At 65.5% G+C, this 20169-nt stretch carries 20 protein-coding genes and 1 pseudogene; 8 read left to right on the top strand and 13 right to left on the bottom strand.

Going from position 1 to position 20169, the window contains the following annotated elements; all coding sequences use genetic code 11:
* Positions 1–52: 52 nt before the first annotated feature.
* A pseudogene (locus DEQ67_RS03170) lies at positions 53–424 on the top strand (DUF7261 family protein); the annotation flags it as partial.
* A gap of 436 nt (positions 425–860) precedes the next feature.
* Here the strand turns inward: DEQ67_RS03170 and DEQ67_RS03165 are convergent.
* The 4 genes from DEQ67_RS03165 to DEQ67_RS03150 all read right to left on the bottom strand — a co-directional run bounded on the left by DEQ67_RS03165 (position 861) and on the right by DEQ67_RS03150 (position 4612).
* Positions 861–1508: an MBL fold metallo-hydrolase gene (locus DEQ67_RS03165; RefSeq protein ID WP_049896133.1), complete on the bottom strand. Its 648-nt coding sequence runs from the start codon at positions 1506–1508 to the stop codon at positions 861–863.
* Positions 1509–1642: 134 nt separating this feature from the next.
* Positions 1643–2074 (bottom strand): universal stress protein, encoded by a 432-nt coding sequence (locus DEQ67_RS03160; protein ID WP_004044322.1) that lies wholly within the window; start codon positions 2072–2074, stop codon positions 1643–1645.
* A gap of 535 nt (positions 2075–2609) precedes the next feature.
* A complete protein-coding gene (locus DEQ67_RS03155) occupies positions 2610–4097 on the bottom strand; it encodes a tripartite tricarboxylate transporter permease (protein WP_006600663.1) in 1488 nt (495 codons plus the stop codon).
* Positions 4097–4612, bottom strand: coding sequence for a tripartite tricarboxylate transporter TctB family protein (locus DEQ67_RS03150; RefSeq protein WP_115802208.1), 516 nt, complete (start codon positions 4610–4612; stop codon positions 4097–4099). Before DEQ67_RS03150 ends, DEQ67_RS03155 begins: the two co-directional genes overlap by 1 nt.
* Positions 4613–4905: 293 nt before the next feature.
* Here DEQ67_RS03150 and DEQ67_RS03145 point away from each other — a divergent pair, with 293 nt between their 5' ends.
* The gene (locus DEQ67_RS03145; RefSeq protein ID WP_115860378.1) at positions 4906–5553 is read left to right on the top strand and encodes an MBL fold metallo-hydrolase; all 648 of its coding nucleotides are present in this window, start codon (positions 4906–4908) and stop codon (positions 5551–5553) included.
* Between the two features lie 219 nt (positions 5554–5772).
* On the opposite strand, the gene DEQ67_RS03140 is transcribed toward DEQ67_RS03145, so the two are convergent.
* A complete protein-coding gene (locus DEQ67_RS03140) occupies positions 5773–6816 on the bottom strand; it encodes a zinc-dependent alcohol dehydrogenase (protein ID WP_115860380.1) in 1044 nt (347 codons plus the stop codon).
* 246 nt (positions 6817–7062) lie between these two features.
* Between DEQ67_RS03140 and DEQ67_RS03135 the strand changes: the two genes are divergently transcribed.
* The 3 genes from DEQ67_RS03135 (at position 7063) to DEQ67_RS03125 (ending at position 9957) form a co-directional block, all read left to right on the top strand.
* Complete coding sequence (locus DEQ67_RS03135; protein ID WP_004044327.1) at positions 7063–8073, top strand: Bug family tripartite tricarboxylate transporter substrate binding protein; 1011 nt, start codon at positions 7063–7065, stop codon at positions 8071–8073.
* Positions 8074–8272: 199 nt separating this feature from the next.
* Positions 8273–8962, top strand: a complete 690-nt coding sequence (locus tag DEQ67_RS03130; RefSeq protein ID WP_004065137.1) for a 4-carboxy-4-hydroxy-2-oxoadipate aldolase/oxaloacetate decarboxylase — start codon at positions 8273–8275, stop codon at positions 8960–8962.
* A 221-nt stretch (positions 8963–9183) separates the two neighbouring features.
* Positions 9184–9957, top strand: coding sequence for an IclR family transcriptional regulator (locus DEQ67_RS03125; RefSeq protein ID WP_115860382.1), 774 nt, complete (start codon positions 9184–9186; stop codon positions 9955–9957).
* A gap of 60 nt (positions 9958–10017) precedes the next feature.
* On the opposite strand, the gene DEQ67_RS03120 is transcribed toward DEQ67_RS03125, so the two are convergent.
* Entirely contained in the window at positions 10018–10914 is an 897-nt protein-coding gene (locus DEQ67_RS03120) for an NAD-dependent epimerase/dehydratase family protein (RefSeq protein WP_004065139.1), read from the bottom strand.
* A gap of 329 nt (positions 10915–11243) precedes the next feature.
* Here DEQ67_RS03120 and DEQ67_RS03115 point away from each other — a divergent pair, with 329 nt between their 5' ends.
* On the top strand, positions 11244–11912 hold the full coding sequence (locus tag DEQ67_RS03115; RefSeq protein ID WP_115891369.1) for a type I 3-dehydroquinate dehydratase: 669 nt from the start codon (positions 11244–11246) through the stop codon (positions 11910–11912).
* Between the two features lie 610 nt (positions 11913–12522).
* Complete coding sequence (locus DEQ67_RS03110) at positions 12523–13197, top strand: type I 3-dehydroquinate dehydratase (protein ID WP_004044332.1); 675 nt, start codon at positions 12523–12525, stop codon at positions 13195–13197.
* 76 nt (positions 13198–13273) lie between these two features.
* On the opposite strand, the gene DEQ67_RS03105 is transcribed toward DEQ67_RS03110, so the two are convergent.
* A complete protein-coding gene (locus DEQ67_RS03105; RefSeq protein ID WP_115802203.1) occupies positions 13274–14224 on the bottom strand; it encodes a homoserine dehydrogenase in 951 nt (316 codons plus the stop codon).
* Complete coding sequence (locus DEQ67_RS03100) at positions 14221–14754, bottom strand: hypothetical protein (RefSeq protein ID WP_004065146.1); 534 nt, start codon at positions 14752–14754, stop codon at positions 14221–14223. Before DEQ67_RS03100 ends, DEQ67_RS03105 begins: the two co-directional genes overlap by 4 nt.
* A gap of 570 nt (positions 14755–15324) precedes the next feature.
* Here DEQ67_RS03100 and DEQ67_RS03095 point away from each other — a divergent pair.
* Positions 15325–15771, top strand: coding sequence for an ester cyclase (locus DEQ67_RS03095; protein ID WP_115802202.1), 447 nt, complete (start codon positions 15325–15327; stop codon positions 15769–15771).
* Positions 15772–16009: 238 nt separating this feature from the next.
* Here the strand turns inward: DEQ67_RS03095 and DEQ67_RS03090 are convergent, their stop codons facing one another.
* The 5 genes from DEQ67_RS03090 to DEQ67_RS03070 all read right to left on the bottom strand — a co-directional run bounded on the left by DEQ67_RS03090 (position 16010) and on the right by DEQ67_RS03070 (position 20094).
* Entirely contained in the window at positions 16010–16741 is a 732-nt protein-coding gene (locus DEQ67_RS03090) for a hypothetical protein (RefSeq protein WP_004065151.1), read from the bottom strand.
* Between the two features lie 62 nt (positions 16742–16803).
* Complete coding sequence (locus tag DEQ67_RS03085) at positions 16804–17271, bottom strand: OsmC family protein (RefSeq protein WP_115891370.1); 468 nt, start codon at positions 17269–17271, stop codon at positions 16804–16806.
* A gap of 64 nt (positions 17272–17335) precedes the next feature.
* A complete protein-coding gene (locus DEQ67_RS03080) occupies positions 17336–17920 on the bottom strand; it encodes a hypothetical protein (RefSeq protein ID WP_004044338.1) in 585 nt (194 codons plus the stop codon).
* Positions 17917–18690 (bottom strand): P-loop NTPase, encoded by a 774-nt coding sequence (locus DEQ67_RS03075; RefSeq protein WP_115802200.1) that lies wholly within the window; start codon positions 18688–18690, stop codon positions 17917–17919. Before DEQ67_RS03075 ends, DEQ67_RS03080 begins: the two co-directional genes overlap by 4 nt.
* Positions 18691–19080: 390 nt before the next feature.
* Positions 19081–20094, bottom strand: coding sequence for a pyridoxal phosphate-dependent aminotransferase (locus tag DEQ67_RS03070; RefSeq protein WP_006600673.1), 1014 nt, complete (start codon positions 20092–20094; stop codon positions 19081–19083).
* Between the last annotated feature and the right edge of the window lie 75 nt (positions 20095–20169).

The raw sequence follows: 20169 nt of genomic DNA, 5'->3' as shown, positions 1-20169 counted from the left end.
CGGCTTCGCCCAACACTTGATGCTCTCGACCCATAGGACGTTCGTCACCAACGCCAGCGCAGCCGAGACGACCGAAGACGCCGTCGAACTGGCGACCGCGGGCGTCGCGGGACGATACGACTGGGCGGAGCGAGACGCCGCAGTCGCGGACTTTCGGTCGCGGCTCAACCCCGCGCTGACGAACGTCGAACGCGCGCGCCCCGGCGGCGTAGCGTTGACGACGAACGACTCGGCGGCCTCCGGGTGGGCGCTCAGGAACTGCCCCGACGGTCCGTCTCGGGAGTTCGGGCCCTGCGTCGCCGACGACGGCGTCGTGGTCCAAGAGCGCGCGGGCGAGACGACCGTCGTCGCCGTCCTCGTGGACGTTCGCATCGCCACGCCGCGGTCGCGGACGGACCTGACGGTTGCCGCGCGCCCGAACTGAACCCCATCGGCTCGGGTCGTCGCGCACCCCGATGGAGACCGGTCTACCGAGGCCATACGTTGACAATCAATGGTCTGACTAATCCCAAAAAGTATATGCAAATAGACTATTCAAAAGGAAAGAACCGAACAGACACAGACCGGCCGTGAAACATCCATAAGAAGCCAGTAATAGCCCATTATCGCGGGTTCAATAGGAGGATGCTAGTTTCTTCCGCATTGATGGCGTATCGAAATTCAGTCAGCCGAATATCGGCGTTTTGTGGGCTATGTGTCGTTTTTTCTCTTTTTACCCCTCCGACAGAGTCGATTCCCCCGACTCAAATTTATCAATTTTCACTATATCAAAGGAATTTGGTAATCGTTGTTCTGACTCGGGTGTGGAGCGACTCCGCGGCCGTGTCGGTCGGGTGCGCCTCCGGCCGACTCGAAGCGACTCAGTACGACAGCGTCCACTGGCGGTCGATGAGCCAGTCGTCCAACTTCCCGAGCGGGTCGTCGTCGACGTGCGTGCCGTGGCTCACGAGCACCGTCTCGATGTCGTAGTCGAACAGTTTGACGAGGTTCCGCTCGGCTTCCTCGTGGCTCAGGTCGTTGAACTGCGCCGCCGGCGGGACGAGGAATCCCGGCGGGAGACCGCGGCGGTCCGACCCCTCGACCACGTCGCCGGCGATGAACACGCCGTCGTCCTCCAACAGCAGGCCGCTGTTTGCGACCGTGTGGCCCGGCACCTGCACGATTCGAATCCCGCCGTCGAGCACGTCGTCGTGGCGGAAGTGGCGGTCGGCCTCGATGTCGAGCGCGTCGTAGAAGCCCTTCGCGCCGCCGGGGACGAGCAGTTCGGGGTCGAACGCATCCAACACGGCGGGCGTCCCGCCGAAGTGACCCTCGTCGCCGTGGGTGATGACGAGTCGGTCGACGCCGCCGAACTCCGACTCCAGCACGGACACTAATTCGTCGCCGTCGTCGGGGAATGCCGCGTCGACGAGCGTGGTCGTTCCGGCCGGTCGGTCTTCGATGACGAACACTCGGACGTGGTCGAACTGTATCGTGTACACTCCGTCTGCGACTGCTGTCACTGTCATGCGCGGTCGAGACTACGGCGAGTCGCGATAAAAAGGGAGACGCGCGTTCTCACGCGCGTGTAACGCGGCGGTCCGAAGCCGAGCCGACGAGCCTGCGCGGCGGCGCTCCGGGCAGACTCGCGCCCCGACGGGCGCTACTCCTCGTCTGCGAGGGTCGAAACGACCGGGCACGACGCGTTCAGGAGAATCGACTGAGCGACGCTTCCGAACAGCATCTTTCCGGTTCGCGAGCGGCGTCGCGGACTCACCACGATGTAGCTCGCGTCCTGTCCGTCGGCGTACTCGATGACTTCGTCGGCCGGGTTGCCGACGAGTCCCACCGTCTCGTACGGAACGTCCAGTCCCGACACGGAGTCTTCGGCCATCTCGGCGGCGGCCGACCGAATCTCGTCCATATCCTTCGGCTCCTCGGCCTGCGCGCTCGTCAGCCCGAGGTCGATGAACTCCGAGCGGGTCAGCGCGTGGACGACGTGGACCGCTTCGTCGAACGCCGCCGCCAGCGATGCGGCTTCCGAGACAACGTGTGCTGATCGACCTGACCGGTCGACTGCTGCAACAACGACCATACCAGCGTGTACCACGGTGGGATATAATATCGTTTCGCCGAATCCCATTCGGAGCGACCACCGAGCGCCGCGTCGGCGCGATTCGCGGTTTCGGTTCGCGGTTTCGACAGCCAACGCGACACGTGAGTTCGACCGTCGAGCCGGATGTATTTCAACAGTATCGTAACTAAACCGAAATCGACCGAACCTCGTTACGGAGCTATGTCTGTAAGTCCACTCCGAGTAGAACGAAAATTACCCCTGTCTTTCAACATCCTCGAAACGGAGCCGGTCAGTTCAAGCGGGTCGCCCGCGACATCGACGCCGTCGCGTGGGGGTGTGAGAGACCGGAGTGAACAGAATGGAACCGGGAGCCGACAACACTCCGGCAGCCGTCGTGAGCCGTCTCGGTGTTAGCCTCGGGCGCGCGCCTTGCCTGCTGTCGAAGCACCGCACGCGTCGCGAGCGCCGAGCGGTGCGCCGTTCGGGTGCAACCCGCGGGAGAAATCAGACGGGGAACGAACGCGGCGTGAGAAAAGCGTCGAGGGTGGCGGCGTTACGCGTTCGCGCGAATCGAGCGCACGGCGGGGAGCGCAATCGCACCCAGACCGAGCAGGATGATGACGAGGGCGATGGGACTCGTGAGGAAGATGGTCGGCGACCCGCCCGAGAGGACGAGCGACCGGCGGAGGTTCTCCTCCGCGATGGGCGCGAGGATGAGCCCGAGCACCATCGGTGCCAGCGGGTAGCCCCGGAGCCGCATCGCGTACCCCAACACGCCCGCGCCGAGCATAATCCACGCGTCGAAGACGTTGCCGCGGAGCGCGATGGCTCCGATGACACACAGCACGAGGATGACGGGCCAGATGTGGGACTTCGGGATGTTGATGAGGCGCGCCCAGTAGTTCGCGCCGAGCATGCCGAAGATGAGGATGAACACGTAGATGAGGAGGAACCCGACGAAGATGGTGTACAGCAAGACCGGCTCCTCTTGGTACAGGCCCGGACCGGGGTTCACGTCGTGGACCAACAGCGCGCCGATGAGGATGGCGGAGACGGAGTCGCCCGGGATGCCGAGCGTCAGCGTCGGAATCAGTGCGCCGCCGGTGCTCGCGTTGTTCCCGGACTCGGCGGCCGCGACGCCGCGAACGTTCCCTTCACCGAACGACGGGACGCTGTCTTTGAGCCAGCGGGTGGCCTCGTTGTACGTGATGAACGCCGCGATGTCGCCGCCCGCGCCGGGAATCGCGCCGATGAACGACCCGAGGATGCCCGACCCGACGCTGACCGGCGCGATGGACCGCAGGTCGGAAAGCGAGGGGAACACGCCGGTTATCTCCTGGTCGACGCGGTCGTTCCCGCTGTTGATGCCCTGAGAGTACTTGCGAAGTCCCTCGGCGATGCCGAAGAGGCCAATCATGACGGCGATGAACTCGACGCCGGTGAGCAGTTCGGGGATGTCGAACGTAAACCGGTGGAAGCCGGTCACGGGGTCGATGCCGACCGTCGCAACGAGCATCCCGAGCAGACCCGAGACCATGCCCTTGGTGAGCGAGTCGCCGCTCACGCTGGCGATGATGGTCAGTCCGAAGAAGGCGAGCGCGAAGAACTCCGGCGAGCGGAACCGGAGGGCGGCGTCGGCGATGACCGGCGAGAAGAACATCAGCGCGAAGACGCTGATGACGCCGCCGACGAACGACGCGATGGTGCTCACGCGAATCGCGCGACCCGCCTCGCCCTTCTGGGAGAGCGGGTGGCCGTCGAAGATGGTCGCCGCCGCCGACGGGGTACCCGGCGTGCGGATGAGAATCGCCGGAATCGACCCCGCGTACACCGCGCCGCCGTAGATACCCAACAGGAGAATCATCCCCTGACTCGGCTCCATCGTGAAGGTAAACGAGAGCAGGACCGCGATGGTCATCGTCGCGGTCATCCCCGGAATCGACCCCATGAGGATGCCGAGGAAGATACCGCCGACCATCAACAGGAGGATAAACGGGTCAGCGAGGTTGACGAGCGCCTGCCCGATGTATTCGACGACCATCAGAAGGTCACCACCAGTGGGAGCTGCGGCAGCAGTCGAGACACCGGGATGATACCCTCAGGGAGGCGAACGAGGAAGATGCGGCCAAAGATGTAGAACAGCGCGATGGGGAACCCAATCGACAGCACTGCGAGCAGCAGCTTCGAGTGGATGCTCGAGTAGTAGAGGACGACCGGCATGAACACCATGGTCGACACGAGGAACCCGAGGAGTGGCATCACGAGGACGTACGCGACGAGGAACCCCGCGACGACGGCCGCGGGCTTGAAGTCGAACTCCGAGATTTCGAGCTCCGTCTGGGACCCCGTCAGCACGTCGATGCCGGCGAAGAAGATGATGCCGACCGACACCGCAATCGGGAAGAACGACGGCCCGACGCCGTCACCCGACGGGAACTGGCTCGCAAAGAAGATGACGACGACCGAAAACAGGATGAAGAAGACTGACAGCGGACTTGAACGAACGCTCTCCAAGCCGATTCTATCAAGGACGGCCCCGACTTTCTGAATCACCATTATTTGTTCTGCCTCGTGGTATGATACCAAGCAATCGTATGTAATAAACATATTGGTCTTTACCCGTCCGTTCGGGGCTGAAAGTCACGATTTCGACACGAGAGCTAAGTACGGTCGAGACCATTGTCCAGTCACCGTCGGAGACCGCCAGCGAGACTGGACAACCGCACACTGAAGCGTGGCCCGGCGGGCGGACGGTACGGTAGCGAAGCCGACATGTCCGCGGGCGACAACGCCGGGTTTCGCGCCCATCGATAGAATTAACCAGCGCTGCGAACTACCGTTCCACCGGAATGAGTGTTAGCAACGTCACCGAGGGTATCGACCAGATTCAGTTCGAACACGTCCGGGTCCTCGTCCTGAAGGACACGCCGACGGGGAAGACGACGCTCGTGGACACCGGCTTCGACGAGGACGGCGAGGAGCTCGTCGAGATTCTGGAGCGCGAGTACGGCGGCGTCGACCGCGTCATCATCACCCACGGCGACCACGGCCACCACGGCGGCCTCCCGTCGGTGATGGAGGCGTTCGACCCCGAACTCGTCGCGTCGGCCAACGAGTCGAAGCTCCACGAGGCCATCGACTACGAGCCTGACGTGACGTTCACCGACGGCGACCTGCTCGACGGGAACATCCGCGTCATCGAGGTGCCGGGCCACACGAAGGCGACCTCGGCGCTCCTGCTCGAAGACCGCGACATCCTCATCTCCGGAGACGCCCTCGACGGGGCCGACCGCGCGGGCCTCCCGGCCGGCTACCTGCTCCCGCCGCCGGCGCTGTTCAACGACGACCACAAGGCCGCCGAAATCAACCTCTACGACCTGCTCCAGTACGACTTCGAGACGCTGCTCGTCTTCCACGGTTCGCACGTCTTCGAGGACCCCAAGGGCAAGCTCGACGACTTCCTCGTCGAGCGCGAGTGGGACCCCCGGCCGGAGTGACCCCGCCCCGTCGAACCGAGCGGCACCGGCGGTGTCACGATTCCCGATAGCCCACTTCGCGGCATGCTTTTCTGACGACCGACTGCGAAGCGGTCGCTCTGGACAGAGACAGGCGAGTGGTGAACGAGCTGTGGTGTGAAACGAGCCGTGGCTGAGAACTGAACCGCGGCTATGAAACGACGGCTGAGGGTGACTGCGAGCGAGACGGAATCGGTCGCCTTACTCCCGAAGGACCGAAACGTCGAACACCGGCTTGCAGGTCTCGCCGGCGAGGAACGCCTCGAAGGCGTCTTCGGACTCGGTGAGTCGGTAGCGGTCGTCGAGGAACGTGGCGTGGTCCACGTCGCCCGAGCCGATGAGTCGGAACGCCCGCTCGAAGTCCTCGAACGTCGCGCCGTAGGTACACTGGAGGTCGACCTCCGCGCGGACGAGCGGCGTGAACTCCATCGTGGTCTCGCCGGTCTGGCCGACGAGAACTATCTGGCCGCCCTTGCGGACCTGCTCGACCGCCATCGGCAGGCCCGACGGGTGGCCGGTCGTGTCGAACACCACGTCGAAGCCGACGCCGCCGGTCAGCTCGCGCTGGGTCGCGCTCAGGTCGTCTTCCTCGATGTTGACCGCGGGGTAGCCGAGTTCCTCCGCGAGCGGGAGTCGGTAGTTCGTGTCCCGGCCGACGCCCGCGACGACGACTTCAGCGCCCTGCGAGGCGGCCACCTGCGCGCAGAGCAATCCGATGGGACCGGGACCGGCGACGAGCACTCGGTCGCCGGCTTTGACCCGGGAGTTCTGAATGACCGCGCGCGTACAGATTGCGGTCGGCTCGACGAGCGCCGCGTGCTTCGGCTCGACGTTCGACGGGACCGACTGGAGCGCCGACTCGGGGACGGCGATGTAGCCGGCGTACGCCCCATCGAGGTCGATGCCGGTCAGGACCGCGTCCTGACAGATGCTCTCCTCACCGATTTGGCATTGGAAACACTCGCCGCAGCCGCGAATCGGTCGCTCGACCACGCGCTCGCCGACGGAAAACCGGCTGGCTTCGTCGCCGCGTTCGACCACGCGGCCGGTGTACTCGTGGCCGATGATGGTCGGCATCTCCATCCGCTCGAAGGCGGACTTGAACTTGTAGATTCCCGCGTCGCTCCCGCAGAGTCCGGCGTAGTCGACTTCGATGAGGACCTCGTTGGACGCCGGTTCGGGTGTCTCGACGTCGACGAGTTCCATAGCTCCGGGCTCTCGGCTCGTTTTGGCTAACCCGCGCATACATCTCCTTGAATACCGCCGGGGTATAAATCTACGCTCTTGGGGGAGAAGCTCGCGGGCAACGGTCGACACGAACGCGGGCCGTCAAGCGATGTCGCGAGCGCGAGTCCCCGCGAATCCTCCCGTTTCGGCCGGCGCTCGCGGGCGCGCGAAATCGTTCAGAACTGCACCGCGGTATCGACCGTCGCGCCATATTCGGAGCGACCACAATGCTTATTGTATGGATTGTTCAAACATTCGGGTACAATGGGAGACGACACCATTAGCAATCGGAGTGGACGGAGCGCGCTGAACAGACGGAACTTCATCAAGGCCGCCGGCGTCGGCGGGGTTGCGCTCTCGGCCGGCTGTCTCGGCAGCCTCTCGGGAGAGCAAGAGTGGCCCTCCCGTCCGGTCGAGGTTATCTCGCCGTGGTCCGCCGGGGGCGGAGCCGACCGAACGAGCCGCGCGGTCGCAGACGCGGCTGAGAACCACACCGATGTCTCGTGGAACGTCAGCAACCAGACCGGCGGCTCCGGCTCGGTCGGGATGAACGCGGCGGCCAACGCCGAGCCCGACGGGCACACCATCGGCTGTACTGCCCCCGAGATTGCGCTGTTCGAGCACCTCGGTATCGCCGACCTCAGCCCCGACGACATCACGCCCATCATGCAGTACACCGAGTTCCCCGCGGCGCTCGTCGTCAGCGAGGACGCCGAGTTCTCCACGCTCGACGAGTGGATCAGCTACGGGCAGGACAACACCCTGCAAATGGCGAACTCCGGGTTCGGGTCGTCGTGGCACATGGCGGCGGCCGGCATCGCCAGCGAGGCCGGCGTCAACGTCGAGCACATCTCCTACGAGGGTGCCGCCCCGGCTATGACGGCCGTCGTGAACGGCGAGGTCGACTGTACCGCGGTCGGCGCGGCCGAGGTCGCGCCGCAGGTCCAAGACGGCGGACTGTCCGCCCTCGGCGTGGCGTTCGACCAGCAGGTCGAGGCGCTCCCGAACACGCCGACGCTCCAAGACCAGGGTCTCGACATCTCCATCGGCTCGTGGCTCGCGCACTTCGCGCCCGCCGGCATCGACGACGAACTGAAGCAACAGCTCGCCGACGTGTACAGCGCCGTCTACGAGGACGACTCGTTCGTGGAGTTCATGGAGAACAACAACTTCATCCGCGTCGAACGCGGCCCCGACGAGCTTCAGGACTTCCTCGACCAGCAGTACGAGTTCTACGGCAACCTCGTCGACGAACTCGGCATCGAAGAGCAGTAACGTCGCCACCGCCGCCATCGAATCCCGTTCCCCGCGACAGAGGCACCCGACTCGACACGTACCTGCGCCCTTCTCTTTTCGTCGGCTCCACACCGCGAGCGGCTCCTCACAGCGCGCCCGCGACCCGCGACCCGCGACGCGGACCGCAAGCGTTCGACCGACCGATAGTTTAACGTGAATCGTCCGCATCGAGTCGGGTATGCACACGATAGAGCCCGACGTAGAGCGACCGGACCGCGAACTCGTCGAGGCGTTCGAGGAGATTCCGAGCACCATCGTCTCCGACGTGACCGGCAACATCGGACTGACCATGGACGCCGGCCTCCGGCCAGCCTACGACGGCGTCGAGATGGCCGGGACCGCGGTCACGGTGAAGGCCGCGCCCGGCGACAACCTCATCATCCACAAGGCGATTACGCTGACCGAGCCCGGCGACGTGCTCATCATCGACTGCGACGGCTACACCGACACCGGCCACGTCGGCGAACTGATGTGCACCTCGTGTCAGGCCAACGGCCTCGCCGGACTGGTCATCGACGGCGCGTACCGCGACAGCCGCGAAATCGCCGAGATGGAGTTCCCGGTGTACGGCCGCGGCGTCAATCCGCAGGGACCGCTCAAGCAGGACCCCGGCTCCATCAACGTCACCGTCTCCGTCGGCGGCGTCAGCGTCGACCCCGGCGACATCGTCATCGGCGACGACGACGGGCTCGCGGTCATTCCCCGCGAGGGAGCCGAGGAAGTCCTCGAACGCGCACACGAGAAGCTCAGCGCCGAAGATTCCGTCCGCGAGGAAGTCCTCGAGGGCGAGTACCTCTACGAACTCAACGGCTACGACGAACTGTTCGAGAACCTGACCATCGTCGGTCCCGAAGACTCGATTCAGTAACGTCACCGAAGACGCGGCGAGCCGCGACGACGACCGACTCGAACAGTCCGCACGTCGACTGTCATGCTACCCGCGCGACCCGCGTTTTTCCCGAACCCAGACCAGTCGCGAGCGACGCGTCGGCCACGCGACCCCGGCGGTCAGGACGTTCGACCCGCCGAACTCCAACATCGTTGAAACGAATCGGTGCTATTAGGGACGCGGTGGCCCATCGTCAAGTCATGACGAACTCCACCGGGTCGGGCTCGCGGCGGATACAGAGCGTCGAACAGGCGTTCGACATCATCCGATATCTCCGCGAAGTCGACGGCGCGACGCTGTCGGAGACCGCCGAGGACATGGAGCTGCCGGTCAGCACGGCGCACATCCATCTGGCGACGCTCGTGGACACCGACTACGTCGTCAAGGTCGGAAGCGAGTACCATTGCAGCCTGCGGTTCCTCGAGATGGGCGGGGCGATGCGCGACGGGATGGCGCTGTACCGGGTCGCCAAGCCGGAACTCGACGAACTGAAAGAACAGACCGGCGAGCACACCAACGTGACGGTCGAGCAAAACGGGTTCGCCGTCCAGCTCTACAAGGCCCAGAGCCCGGAGTCCATCGACGACGACGCGCCGCTCGGCGACCACCTCTACCTCCACTCGACGGCGACGGGGAAGGCGATGCTCGCGAAGCACTCGCGGGACGAGGTCGACCGCATCGTCGACCGCCGCGGCCTCCCGGCCCTGACCGACGACACCATCACCGACCGCGAGGCGCTCCACGAGGAACTCGCGGAGATTCGCGACCGGGGCTACTCCATCAACCGCGGCGAACACTACCCCGGCGTCTGCGCGGTCGGCACCGCCATCGTCTCCGAGCCGGACGACGCCGTCGGCGCGATAAGCATCAGCGGCCCGATGAGCCGCATCGAGGACGGCCGCATCGAAGAAGAACTCGGCCCGGCGCTCCTGAACAAGAAGAACATCATCGAGCTGAAAATCAAGCAGTACTGAGCGGGCGACCGAAGCGCCGTCGGCCGCGGTCGCTGCGCTCGGCGGCGATCTCCCGTCGTCTCACTCGGGAGGGCTGTCCCACTCGGAGCCGTCGTCGGCCGGTTCGTAGTCGAGGACCGCCTTCGCGTGGTCGGTGTCGAACCAGCGAGCCTTGTTGCCGCTCACCGCGTAGAACGTGTCGTAGGTGACCGAGTCGTCTTCGAGACAGCATTCGAGCAGGTGCGCGAAGTCACGCTGCGAGGTCCACGTCGCCTTGAGCCGCTTGACCATCTCCTCGTACTCGTCGCTCCCGCGCTCCCACGAGCCCGTCTGTGACTGGTCCCACACCTCGCCGTCCTCGACTTTGTGCTCGTCGCCGCGGTCGACGCCGCGCTCAGCGTCGCCGTAGGGGTGGTCGTACTGCTCGGTCCGCACGCTGGAGATGCGAATCGAGTAGACCTGGCTCGGCGCGCCGTCGCGGCGGGCGTGCGTCCGGCAGATGTGCTCGCCGAACATCTTCGAGGCACCGTAGTAGCCGTCGGGCTTCGGGAGCGTCTCGTGGGTGAGCCGAAGCGGGTCGTACTCGCTGGGATAGTCCTCCTCGTAGAGGTCGGGCGCGAGGTCCTCCTCGTACAGCCCCATCACGCGCTGGGAGGAGGCGTAGATGAGCTTCTCGACGCCGGCGTCCTCCATCGCCTTGAGGACGTTGTACGTGCCCATGATATTCGGCTCGATGATATCCTCGAAGGCCGCGCCCGCGTCGGACTGCGCGGCGAGGTGGATGACGGCGTCCTGCCCGTCGAACGCCGGGCGGATAGCCTCGTAATCCGCGATGTCTGCGACGAACGTCTCGTACTCCGGGTGTTCGGTCCGGTCGAGATACGTGAACTCGTACTCGTCGCGTTCCGCGAGGTGGTTGAGAATCGCTTCGCCCGCCTCACCGAACGGACCCGTGACTAGGACTTGCTGCGTAACCATCGATACTGAGGGATACGGAACTCCCCGATTTAAATCTTGGTGGCGGCGGTAAGTTCGTCTCGCTCGGAAACGCGCCGCTTCGACCGTCCGTATTTCGACATCGTTGAAACAAATATGGTCTGTAAGACCATGATAATTACAGGATTAAGTTTGTCATAGTTATCCGCGAAACGCCGTCGTCGACCGAGATTCGTGACTCTCGGATGGTTCCAACATTGTCAAAACGGCGGCGTGCGTGACTGTGTGTCGGGTTTCGAGGGACTGACAGGTGACGGCGAAACGCGCTCGGCAGGGAACTATTTTTATACGAGTGCTTGGTATCAAGTTCCATGGCTGCGGACGCATACGCGTTGGCCGGAGTGACCGAGACGCTGACCGAAGCGGCGGCCGCGGAGGGCATCGCGGACTACGTCGAGTTCCGGATGGACGGGGCGACCACCCCGCTCGACGCGCTCGACGAGTACGACGGGTCGGTTCCGCTCATCGTCTCGAACCGGCCGGAGTGGGCCGGTGGAACCGCCGCCGAGTCCGACCGGCTGGAGACCCTCGTGGCCGCCGCCGCGTTCGACGCCGTCGAGATGGTCGACGTGGAGCTGCGGACGATTCGTGAGTGCGGATGGCTCCGAGACGAACTGCGCGAGCAGGACGTCGAACTCATCGTCTCCCACTACGACCGCCACGAGAAACCTCAGAAGACGGAACTTTTGCAGATAGTATCAGAATGTAATAACTACGGCGACGTGGCGAAGCTCGTCGTCACCGCCGAGGAGAAAACCGACTCGCTCGCGCTGTTGCAGTCGTTCAATACCGCCTCCGAACGGGGGATGCGAGTTACCGGCTACGCGCTGGGCGAAATCGGCCGCCACACCCGCGTTATCGGCGTGTTCTACGGTGCGTCCATCGCCTATGCACCCATCGTCAGCGACGAGTGCGCTCCGAACGACATCGACCTCGAAAAGCTGTCGAACCTCGTCGAGTGGGTCTCTGCGGCCCGGTGAGCCCGTCGAGTCGGGGACGGCGAATCGACGGGTCGACCGCGTCGAACCGGGCGGTTCGTCCGCGGAATCGTCCGCGACTGTCGGTGTTTCGGACCGGCCCGACACGGGAGTGTTGTGCCGACGAGACGGTGATACTATCAGAAATACAGTACTCAAAAAAATCAGAGATAATTCGACCGAGTAGGACCGACTCGTCCGGGCGAGACGCCGTTCGGGTCGGGGTGGTCGGACGGCCGGGCGACCGAACGACTCGACCGGGTGGCTCACCGACTGCGCGCGCCCACGTCGGTCGCCGGCAGACGCCGACTGCCGGTGTCCGGTCGCGTCGTCGGAGAACAGATAGCCGAGCGTTGACGCCGAACGCCGAAGGTTTCTCGACAGTGTTCAAATCAGCGCCTCATAATCGTCGGCTCATAGCCGATATATTCGATGAACATTCCGGAGAAACCGCCGAAAACGGCGTCTCTCACCGCCTACGAGGGGGTGAGAACTCTTGCGTCGACAGCTAAGATTTATAGGCGATGGGATGATAGGCGTTCACATGAAACTCGACGAGTCTGCACTGGCGGCGACAACAAACGACCTCACACGAGAGGTAGACGCACGAGGGGTGGCAGACCTCATCGAATTCCGAATGGACCAAGCGGACGACCCGCTCGAACAACTCGCCGCGTACGACGGCGAACTCCCGATAATCGCGACCAATCGCGCACGATGGTTCGGGGGGAAGGCAAGCGACACCGGACGATTGGACGACCTGTTTTCCGCATCTCGGTACGACGCCGTGGAGTTCGTCGACATCGAACTCGAAACCGTCCGCGCCAAGGAGTGGCTGGCCCACGAGTTCCGCGAGAACGACGTGCAGCTCATCATCTCGCATCACGACTTCGATGAGACGCCCGACCGCGAGGTGCTCGACGCCATCATCGAGCAGTGCGCGGAGTTCGGTGACGTTGCGAAGGTGGCGGTGTACCCCCAAAACCAGCGCGACACGCTCACGCTCTTGGAGGCCGTCAACGACGCGACCAACCGCGGCATCGACGTGGCCGGGATCTCGATGGGCGAACTCGGGAGTCACACCCGCGTCATCGGCCATCTCTACGGGTCGAAGCTCGGCTACGCGCCCCTCCTCGCGGACGACAACGACTACGCGCCGGGGCAGATTCCGCTCGAAAAGCTCGCCTCGCTCATCGAACTCACCAAAAACGAGCGCGTCGACGGACAGGTCATCGACACGATTCGGAGCGAGGTGTCGGTGCCGAAGGAACTGACGCTCTCGGACTGACGCCGGCGACCTGCGGCCGCCCGCAGCAGACTCGTTTCATCTCTTCTCGCCGCGAACTCGTACTCGTCGCCCGGCGTCAGTCGGCAAGCCGCTCGACGTCCGTCAGCACCGCGCTCGCCGTTTCTGGACCGCCGGCCCCGCGCCCGGTGATGCCCAGTCGGCCGCAGTAGTCGGCTTCGATTTGGACGGCGTTTTCCGTCCCCGACGGGGCGACCGCCCCGTTTGCGGACACCAGTCGCGGGCCGACGCGGACCGAACCGTCCGCGACTTCGACGATGAGTCGAATCGTCTGGCCGTCTTCCTGCGCGAGGTCGAGCATCCCCCCCGAGAGCTCCTGAATCCCCTCGACTTCGGCGTCGCCGAGCGTGAACTCCGTCTCGCCCTCGGCGAGGACGTTGGCGACGATGACGCCCTTGAGCGCCGTGTCCGTGCCGTCGACGTCGAAGGCCGGGTCGGCCTCCGCTACGCCGAGGTCCTGTGCCTCCGCGAGGACGTGTTCGTAGTCGAGTCCCTCGGCGGCCATCCGCGAGAGGACGAAGTTCGCCGTCCCGTTCAGCACGCCGTACACCGCCGACACGCGCGACGGGCCCACGTCCTCGATAGTCGAGAGGATGGGGAGCGCGCCGCCGACGGTCGCGCCGAAGCGGACGGTCCCCTCGCTGTCGGCTTCGAGCGCACGCACGTCGGCGTAGCGTTCCGCGACCGGGCCTTTGTTCGCCAAGACGACGTGGCAGTCGTCGGCTAGCGCGCGCTCGACGTGCGAAAAGCCGGGTTCGGCGTCACCGAGCGTCGTCGGCGTCGCCTCCACTAACACGTCGTAGTCGGCGTCGAACACCGATTCGGGGTCGGCATCCCCGACCACGCCGTCTTCTCGCTTCTTCGACAGCACCGCGTCGGCGTCGATGCCGTCGGCGTCGACGACGGCGCTGTCGGAGTCAGCGAACGCGGTCACGACGTGGCCGTGTTCGGCGGCGAGTTCGACGACGGCGCTGCCGACCGCACCGGCACCGAGGACGCAGAGCCTCACGCGCGACCCCCCACAGTCAGCGGCTCGACGAGCTGGAGGTCCTTCTCGTCGGCGATGTCGCGCATGGCCGAGAGGACGTCTTCGGTCGACCCCGATTCGGCGGCCAGTTGGAAGCGGGCGCTGGAGACGTCGATAGAGCCGGCGGGTGCGGACAGCGAGATATCGGTGACGGTCGCGTTCCGCGTCGCCTCGATCTGCGTCAGCGTGTCGGAGAGGTCCGTCTCGATGAGGTGTCCCGAGAGGATGATGGTCAGGCGCTCGCTGTACCGCTCGGTGCCGGCCTGGATGACGTTGATGCCGGCGTCGCTCAGCCCCTCGACGATGTTGTCGAAGCGGTCGGGCGTCGCCTCGATGTCGACTTCCACCGGGATGTAGCCGCGCGGGGTGACGTTGCCGCGCTCGTGGAAAATCGAGAGGAGGTTCCCCCCGTGTTCGGCGATGGGTTGCAGCGACCGCAGGAGTTCGCCGGGTTCGTCGACCAGTTCGAGTCGAAGCGTGTACGCCTGCACGTCGTTGTGGACCTCACTCATCTGTCCAACACCGTACTAACGCGTCGTTCATTGTCGAAGTTCGTGCGAGCACACCCATATACGTATTGCGTTCGAACGGGTCGGGCACCGGCCCCGGGCGCGGCCGCCGCCCCGTCTGCTGTGAGAGAGTCATCGCTGAGGGTTCGCCGTACGCGCGTCGGCCCGAAATGTGCACAGGTTCGCTACAAAGATTACCGCGCCGGGAGGTCGACCCGAGAACAGAGTAATGCATATGTCATACAGTATCGAATCGGGGGAATTCAGGGGGCGTGTGTTTGAAAAATCTAAGTCCGAAGATATCACTCGCGAATTGCCACTACTTATTTCGGTTACACAGCGTATTGGAGATTCGATAGAGGTCGTCCAAAACTCAATTCGAGAGAACCAAACGACGCTCGTCTTCTGTCCCTTTGTTGTGTCTGTTAAGAGCAGTACTGTCTGCTGGACGCCGAGAGATGCATAGAGAATAGTTAACAGCTCACACAGCGTAGGGTTCGGTGTATCCGCCGCCGGCGGTACGCGAGAACGCTGCGGTCTGCGGACGGGTGCGACGGAGAGGAGAGAACAAGAATGGCATCAGCAAGCACACCGACACCGACACCGACGGGGAACGAACGAATCGCGCGACGCTTCCCGGAGGAAGTCGCGAGCGAGGGGAGCGTCGGCCTCATCGACGAAATCTGCGCCGAGGACGTCCTCGACCACAGTCCGCTCGGGGAGGTCCGCGGACGCGACGAACTCAAAGCCCAGATTTCGGGACTCAAGGAGTCGTTCAGCGACTTCTCCGCGACGGTCGAAGACGCGATTACCGACGGCGACACGGTCGCCATGCGCGTCACGCTCCGCGGGACCCACGACGGCGCGTTCATGGGTATCGAACCGACCGGGAAGCCCATCGAAGTCGGCAACATGGTGTTTACCCGCATCGAAGACGGCGTGATTGCCGAGCGGTGGGTCCAACCGGACATGCTCGGCATGCTCACGCAACTCGGCGCTGTCGAACCGCCCACGGCGTGAGACCCGCCGAGACCGATATGTTTTGCGCGGCGGCCGCACGGCTCGACGGATGAGAAGGAAGAGCGCGGACGACCGGGCACCCGCCCGCACTCCACGGACACTGGGGAAAACCTCCCCTGTATACGCAACCCAAGTGCAGGTATCTACCTGCAGTAGACACTACAACGTCCTCCATTAAAACATTTTTCAAATGTCATATGCTGCGTGTGTTCAGAACACACGGCTGGCGGCCGAACGGTCAGCCGTCGAACGTCGAAAGGCGGCGGCGCTCCTGTGCGAGGATTCGCTCCCAGTAGTCGAACAGGACGCTGTCGAGGTCGTACACGTCGGCGATGCGGCGGACCCACTCGTCGTCCGAAAACAGCAGTCGCTGGAAGCTCCGCACGTCGGGGTCGAGTTCCTCCCGCCGGCCGGCGTAGTAGGCGACGGTCTGCTCGCGGGTTCGCTCGACCAACAGCGGCGGGACGAAGATGCCCGACTCGCGGGCGACGTAGACGAACCACTCCAGGTGGAGGACGGCGTCGGCGAGGACGAACCGCTCGGCGAAGCCGTCGACGCACGCCGTCGCGGGGCGGCCGTCGACGTACACGTCTTCGGGGCGGGAGAACCGCGGCACCGACAGGTGCGGGAGGTCGTCGGCGTACTGCTCGGCGACCCGCCGGAGTCGGTAGTCGGCGTAGGCGCACGGGGCCGCGAGGCCGAGTTCGTACCACAGCGGCATCCACTGACAGAACGGGTCGCAGAACGCCGCGTCGGCCAGTAGGTCTGCGGCGACGGAGCGGGCGAGGTCCGGTGGGAGGTCGGTCCGCCCCGCCCGCATGGCGTCCGTCGCGCGGACCACCCGCGACTCGAAATCGCCGACGCGGAGTCCCATGCCCGCGGCCACGTCGTGGACGTACTCGGCACCGATTCGGTACCAGTCCGCGAAGTCGGCGGGCCGGCGGAGTCGAAGGAGGCGCAGAACGGTCACAGGAGAACTACGGACGACGGCGGTTTGGCTCTATCCCCGCGTGGGCGAGGCGAGGACGACACCTACCGTCGGTCGAACGAGAGCGTGAGCGGCGTCGCGTTGGTCAGGTTGTCGCTGACCGGGCAGCGCGATTCCACGGCGGCGAGCCACGCGTCGATGGTCGCCTCGTCGGCGTCCACGTCGGCGGTGACCGCGACGCGAATCTCCTCGTAGCCGGCGCGGCCGTCGTCGCGCTTGCCCATGAACGTCGCGGGGTTCAGGTCGCCCTCGATGGCGATTTCGAGGTCGCGAACGTCGAGGTCCATCTCGCGGGCGACGACGTGGGCCGTGACGTTCAGACAGCCGGCGAGCGCGCCGAGGACGTACTCGACGGGGTTCGGGCCGGCGTTCGCCCCGCCCAGCGATTCGGGCTCGTCGACGACGAACTCGAAGTCGCGGACGGAGACGCGGGTCTCGGTCGGTGATTCGGCCGCCGCGGCGACGGCGAACGTCAGGGTCTGATTCCGGGTCTGGGATTTCTCGGTGGACATACCTAGAGAGAGACGCCGCAGAGCGATAGCCACAGAAGACGGTTCTCAACCGTCGAGAAGCGTGTCAGCGACTATCCGGGCCGGCGTCTATCGCGGCCGACTCGTCGGCGTCGTCCGCCAGCACGTCGTCGAGCCCCCACTCCGACGCCCTCGCGCGGGCCTCCTCGCGGGCCTCGGACCGAATCTCCTCGATGGCGTCGGCGTCGGCGAGGAACGCTTCGACCGCGCTCTGGTCGCGGCTCTCCTCGCGGCGCGCGGCGGGGGCGGCGTCGAGGGTCTTCGTCGCCAACCGCTCGTCGCCGGCGAGGACGCGGGCCGGCTCGCCCGGCGGGACGCGGAACGCCTCGACCTCGTGGGCGTCCGCGAGCTCCGCGGCGTCGACGGCGTGGACCGCGGCGCGGGTCGGGCCGGTGACGGCGAACCCCTCCAGCCCGTCGCGGCCGCCGACCTCGCGTTCCGTGTCGTAGGCGAGGACCGGAACTCCGTCTTCGAACGTGACGACGCCGCGGGTGGTCTCGCCGAGCAGGAGCGCGTCCTGCGGCTCGAAGACGACGTAGCCGGTGAGTTCCTCGTCGAGCACCGTCCGAAGCACCGCCGCCGCGTCGTCGACGACGCGCGACCGACGGAGTTCGCCCCGCGGGATTCTCATATTCGCTCGGGGACGACGGCGCTTTTGAACCGCTCTGCGACCTCGCGGCCGTCGCCGTCGCGCACGTCGAGTCGGGCGGCCGCCTCGCGGAAGGCGTCGGCCGCCGGGTCGTCGGGGGCGTGCGCGAGGAGGGGTTTTCCCTCGCGGCGGGCCGCGCGGACCGCGTCGCTCTCGGGGACCGACGCGAGCGTCTGTCCCCCGAAGTAGCGGCCGGCCTGCTCGGCGATTGTCTCCACGTTCTCGTCGGGGCGCACGCGGTTGAACACCACGCCCGCCGTGTCGGTGCCGTAGGAGTGGGCGTACTCCTGGACTTTCAGCCCGTCGGACAGAGACGGCACGGTGGGCTGGAGGACGACGACGATGCGGTCCGCGAGGACGACGGGGAGCACCGCGCTCTTGGAACCGAGCGCGGCGGGCGAATCGAGGAGCAACACGTCCGTGTCGGCCGCGAGCTCGGCGACCACGTCGCGGAGGCGACCGGGGTCCGCGGCCTCGAACGCCGCGAGACTCGTCCCACAGGGGACGACAGACAGCCCGAACCGCTCGTACACCGCGTCGGACACCGCGGCGTCGTGGTCGTCGATGAGTAAGTCGTGGAGCGTCACGTCGGCGTCGTCCAATCCGGCGTGGAAAAGCAGGTTCGCCATGCCCGTGTCCGCGTCGATGACGGTCACGTCGTACTCCTCGGCGAGCGCCATCCCCAGCGCGAGCGTACTCGTCGTCTTCCCGGTGCCGCCCTTCCCGCTGGCGACGGCGAACGCCTCGACCATGCCCCCACGTGCCCGGCGATTTCGCATAAGTGTTCGGAACGGGGGTGGACGCGCGCCGACGAATATCGTGTCAACCAGTAACAAGCATTAATAGTGAGGCCAACAGTGTGTGAAACGACCACCGATGTTCAGAATTGTCATCCAATCGTTCGCTTTCGCAGTCGAGGACTCGACGTTCGCGGTGTACGCGACCCTCCTCACCATCGCGTTCATCGTGTACCTGAATCGGTGACGGCGGTTCGAATCGCGGCGTGCAACCGAGTTCCGCGGCCCCATCCGGGACGGAACTGCGACCGTCGGCTGGCGTCGGCTCGGCGGCGAGTCGTCGGTGAGTCGTCGGTGAGTCGGCGTTCGCGTCCCGGCGAGCGCGTCGGTGGGTGACGCGGTTGCTCAGGACGCCTCGGCGAGCGCGTCGAGCAAGCGGTCGTTTTCGTCCGGGCGGCGGACGCTGATTCTGACGTGTGAGTCGAGGCCCTGATAGTCGCGGGCGTCGCGGACGGCGAATCCGCGCCGTCGGGTCTCGCGGAGGACGCAATCGACGTCGTCGGCGCGGAACAACACGAGCGCGCTGTCGGCGGGGTGCGGGTCGTAGCCGAGTCGGTCCAGCCCCGCAATCACCCTCGGGCGCTCCCGTTCGACCCGGTTCCGCGTGGCTTCGAGGAAAGCCTCCTGTTCGAGACAGAACGTCGCAACCTCCACCGCCGGAGCCGAAAGCACCCACGAACAGCGCGCCCGCGAGAGCCGGTCACCGAGGTCGCCCGTCGCGGCCGCGAAGCCCGCGCGGAGCGAGGGGACGCCGAAGACGTTCGTCACCGAGTGGAGCGCGATGACGCCGTCGAGGCCGGCCGTGCTCGGGAGGCGCGTGAAGCCGAGGTACGTCTCGTCGACGATGACGGGCGTGTCGGCCCGGCGACAGCCGTCGATGAACGCCCGAAGCTCGTCTCGCGGGTACGCGGTCCCGACCGGGTTGGCGGGATAGCTGAGAATCACCGCCGCGTGCTCGGCGGGGTCGACGGTTTCGAGGAGGCGGTCGTGCGGAACGTGGACCGGGTCGCCCCCCTGAAGCCGGATTTCGCGGGCGTACTCGCCGCAGCAAGGGGCCGGAAGCGCCACGCTGTCGCCGGGCGAGACGGTCACGCCGACGGCGAGTCGGAGCGCTTCGATGACGCCAGCGGCGGGGATGACCTCGTCGGGGTTGCAGCCGACGAACTCCGCGGCGGCGACGCGGAACCGCGAGTAGTCGTCCAGCGAGTCCCGCCGCGCCGTGGCGAGCGCCGATTCGTAGACGCCAGCGAGGCCGGACGGGTGTTCGGGGTTCGAGCCGGTGCTGAAATCGACGAGCGAGTGGTCGGCGGTCCCGCCGTGAGTCACGTGGTCGACGTCGGAAACGGAACCGGGGTCCATACCGACCTGCTAGCTACCAACCATAATCAAGGCTTCTCCGGGGACCACTTAGCTACCACCGTGGATTCTTCGGCC

It is taken from the genome of Haloferax sp. Atlit-48N (assembly GCF_003383015.2).
GTDB classification, from domain to species: Archaea; Halobacteriota; Halobacteria; order Halobacteriales; family Haloferacaceae; genus Haloferax; species Haloferax volcanii.
This window is presented reverse-complemented; position numbering and strand designations above follow the sequence as displayed.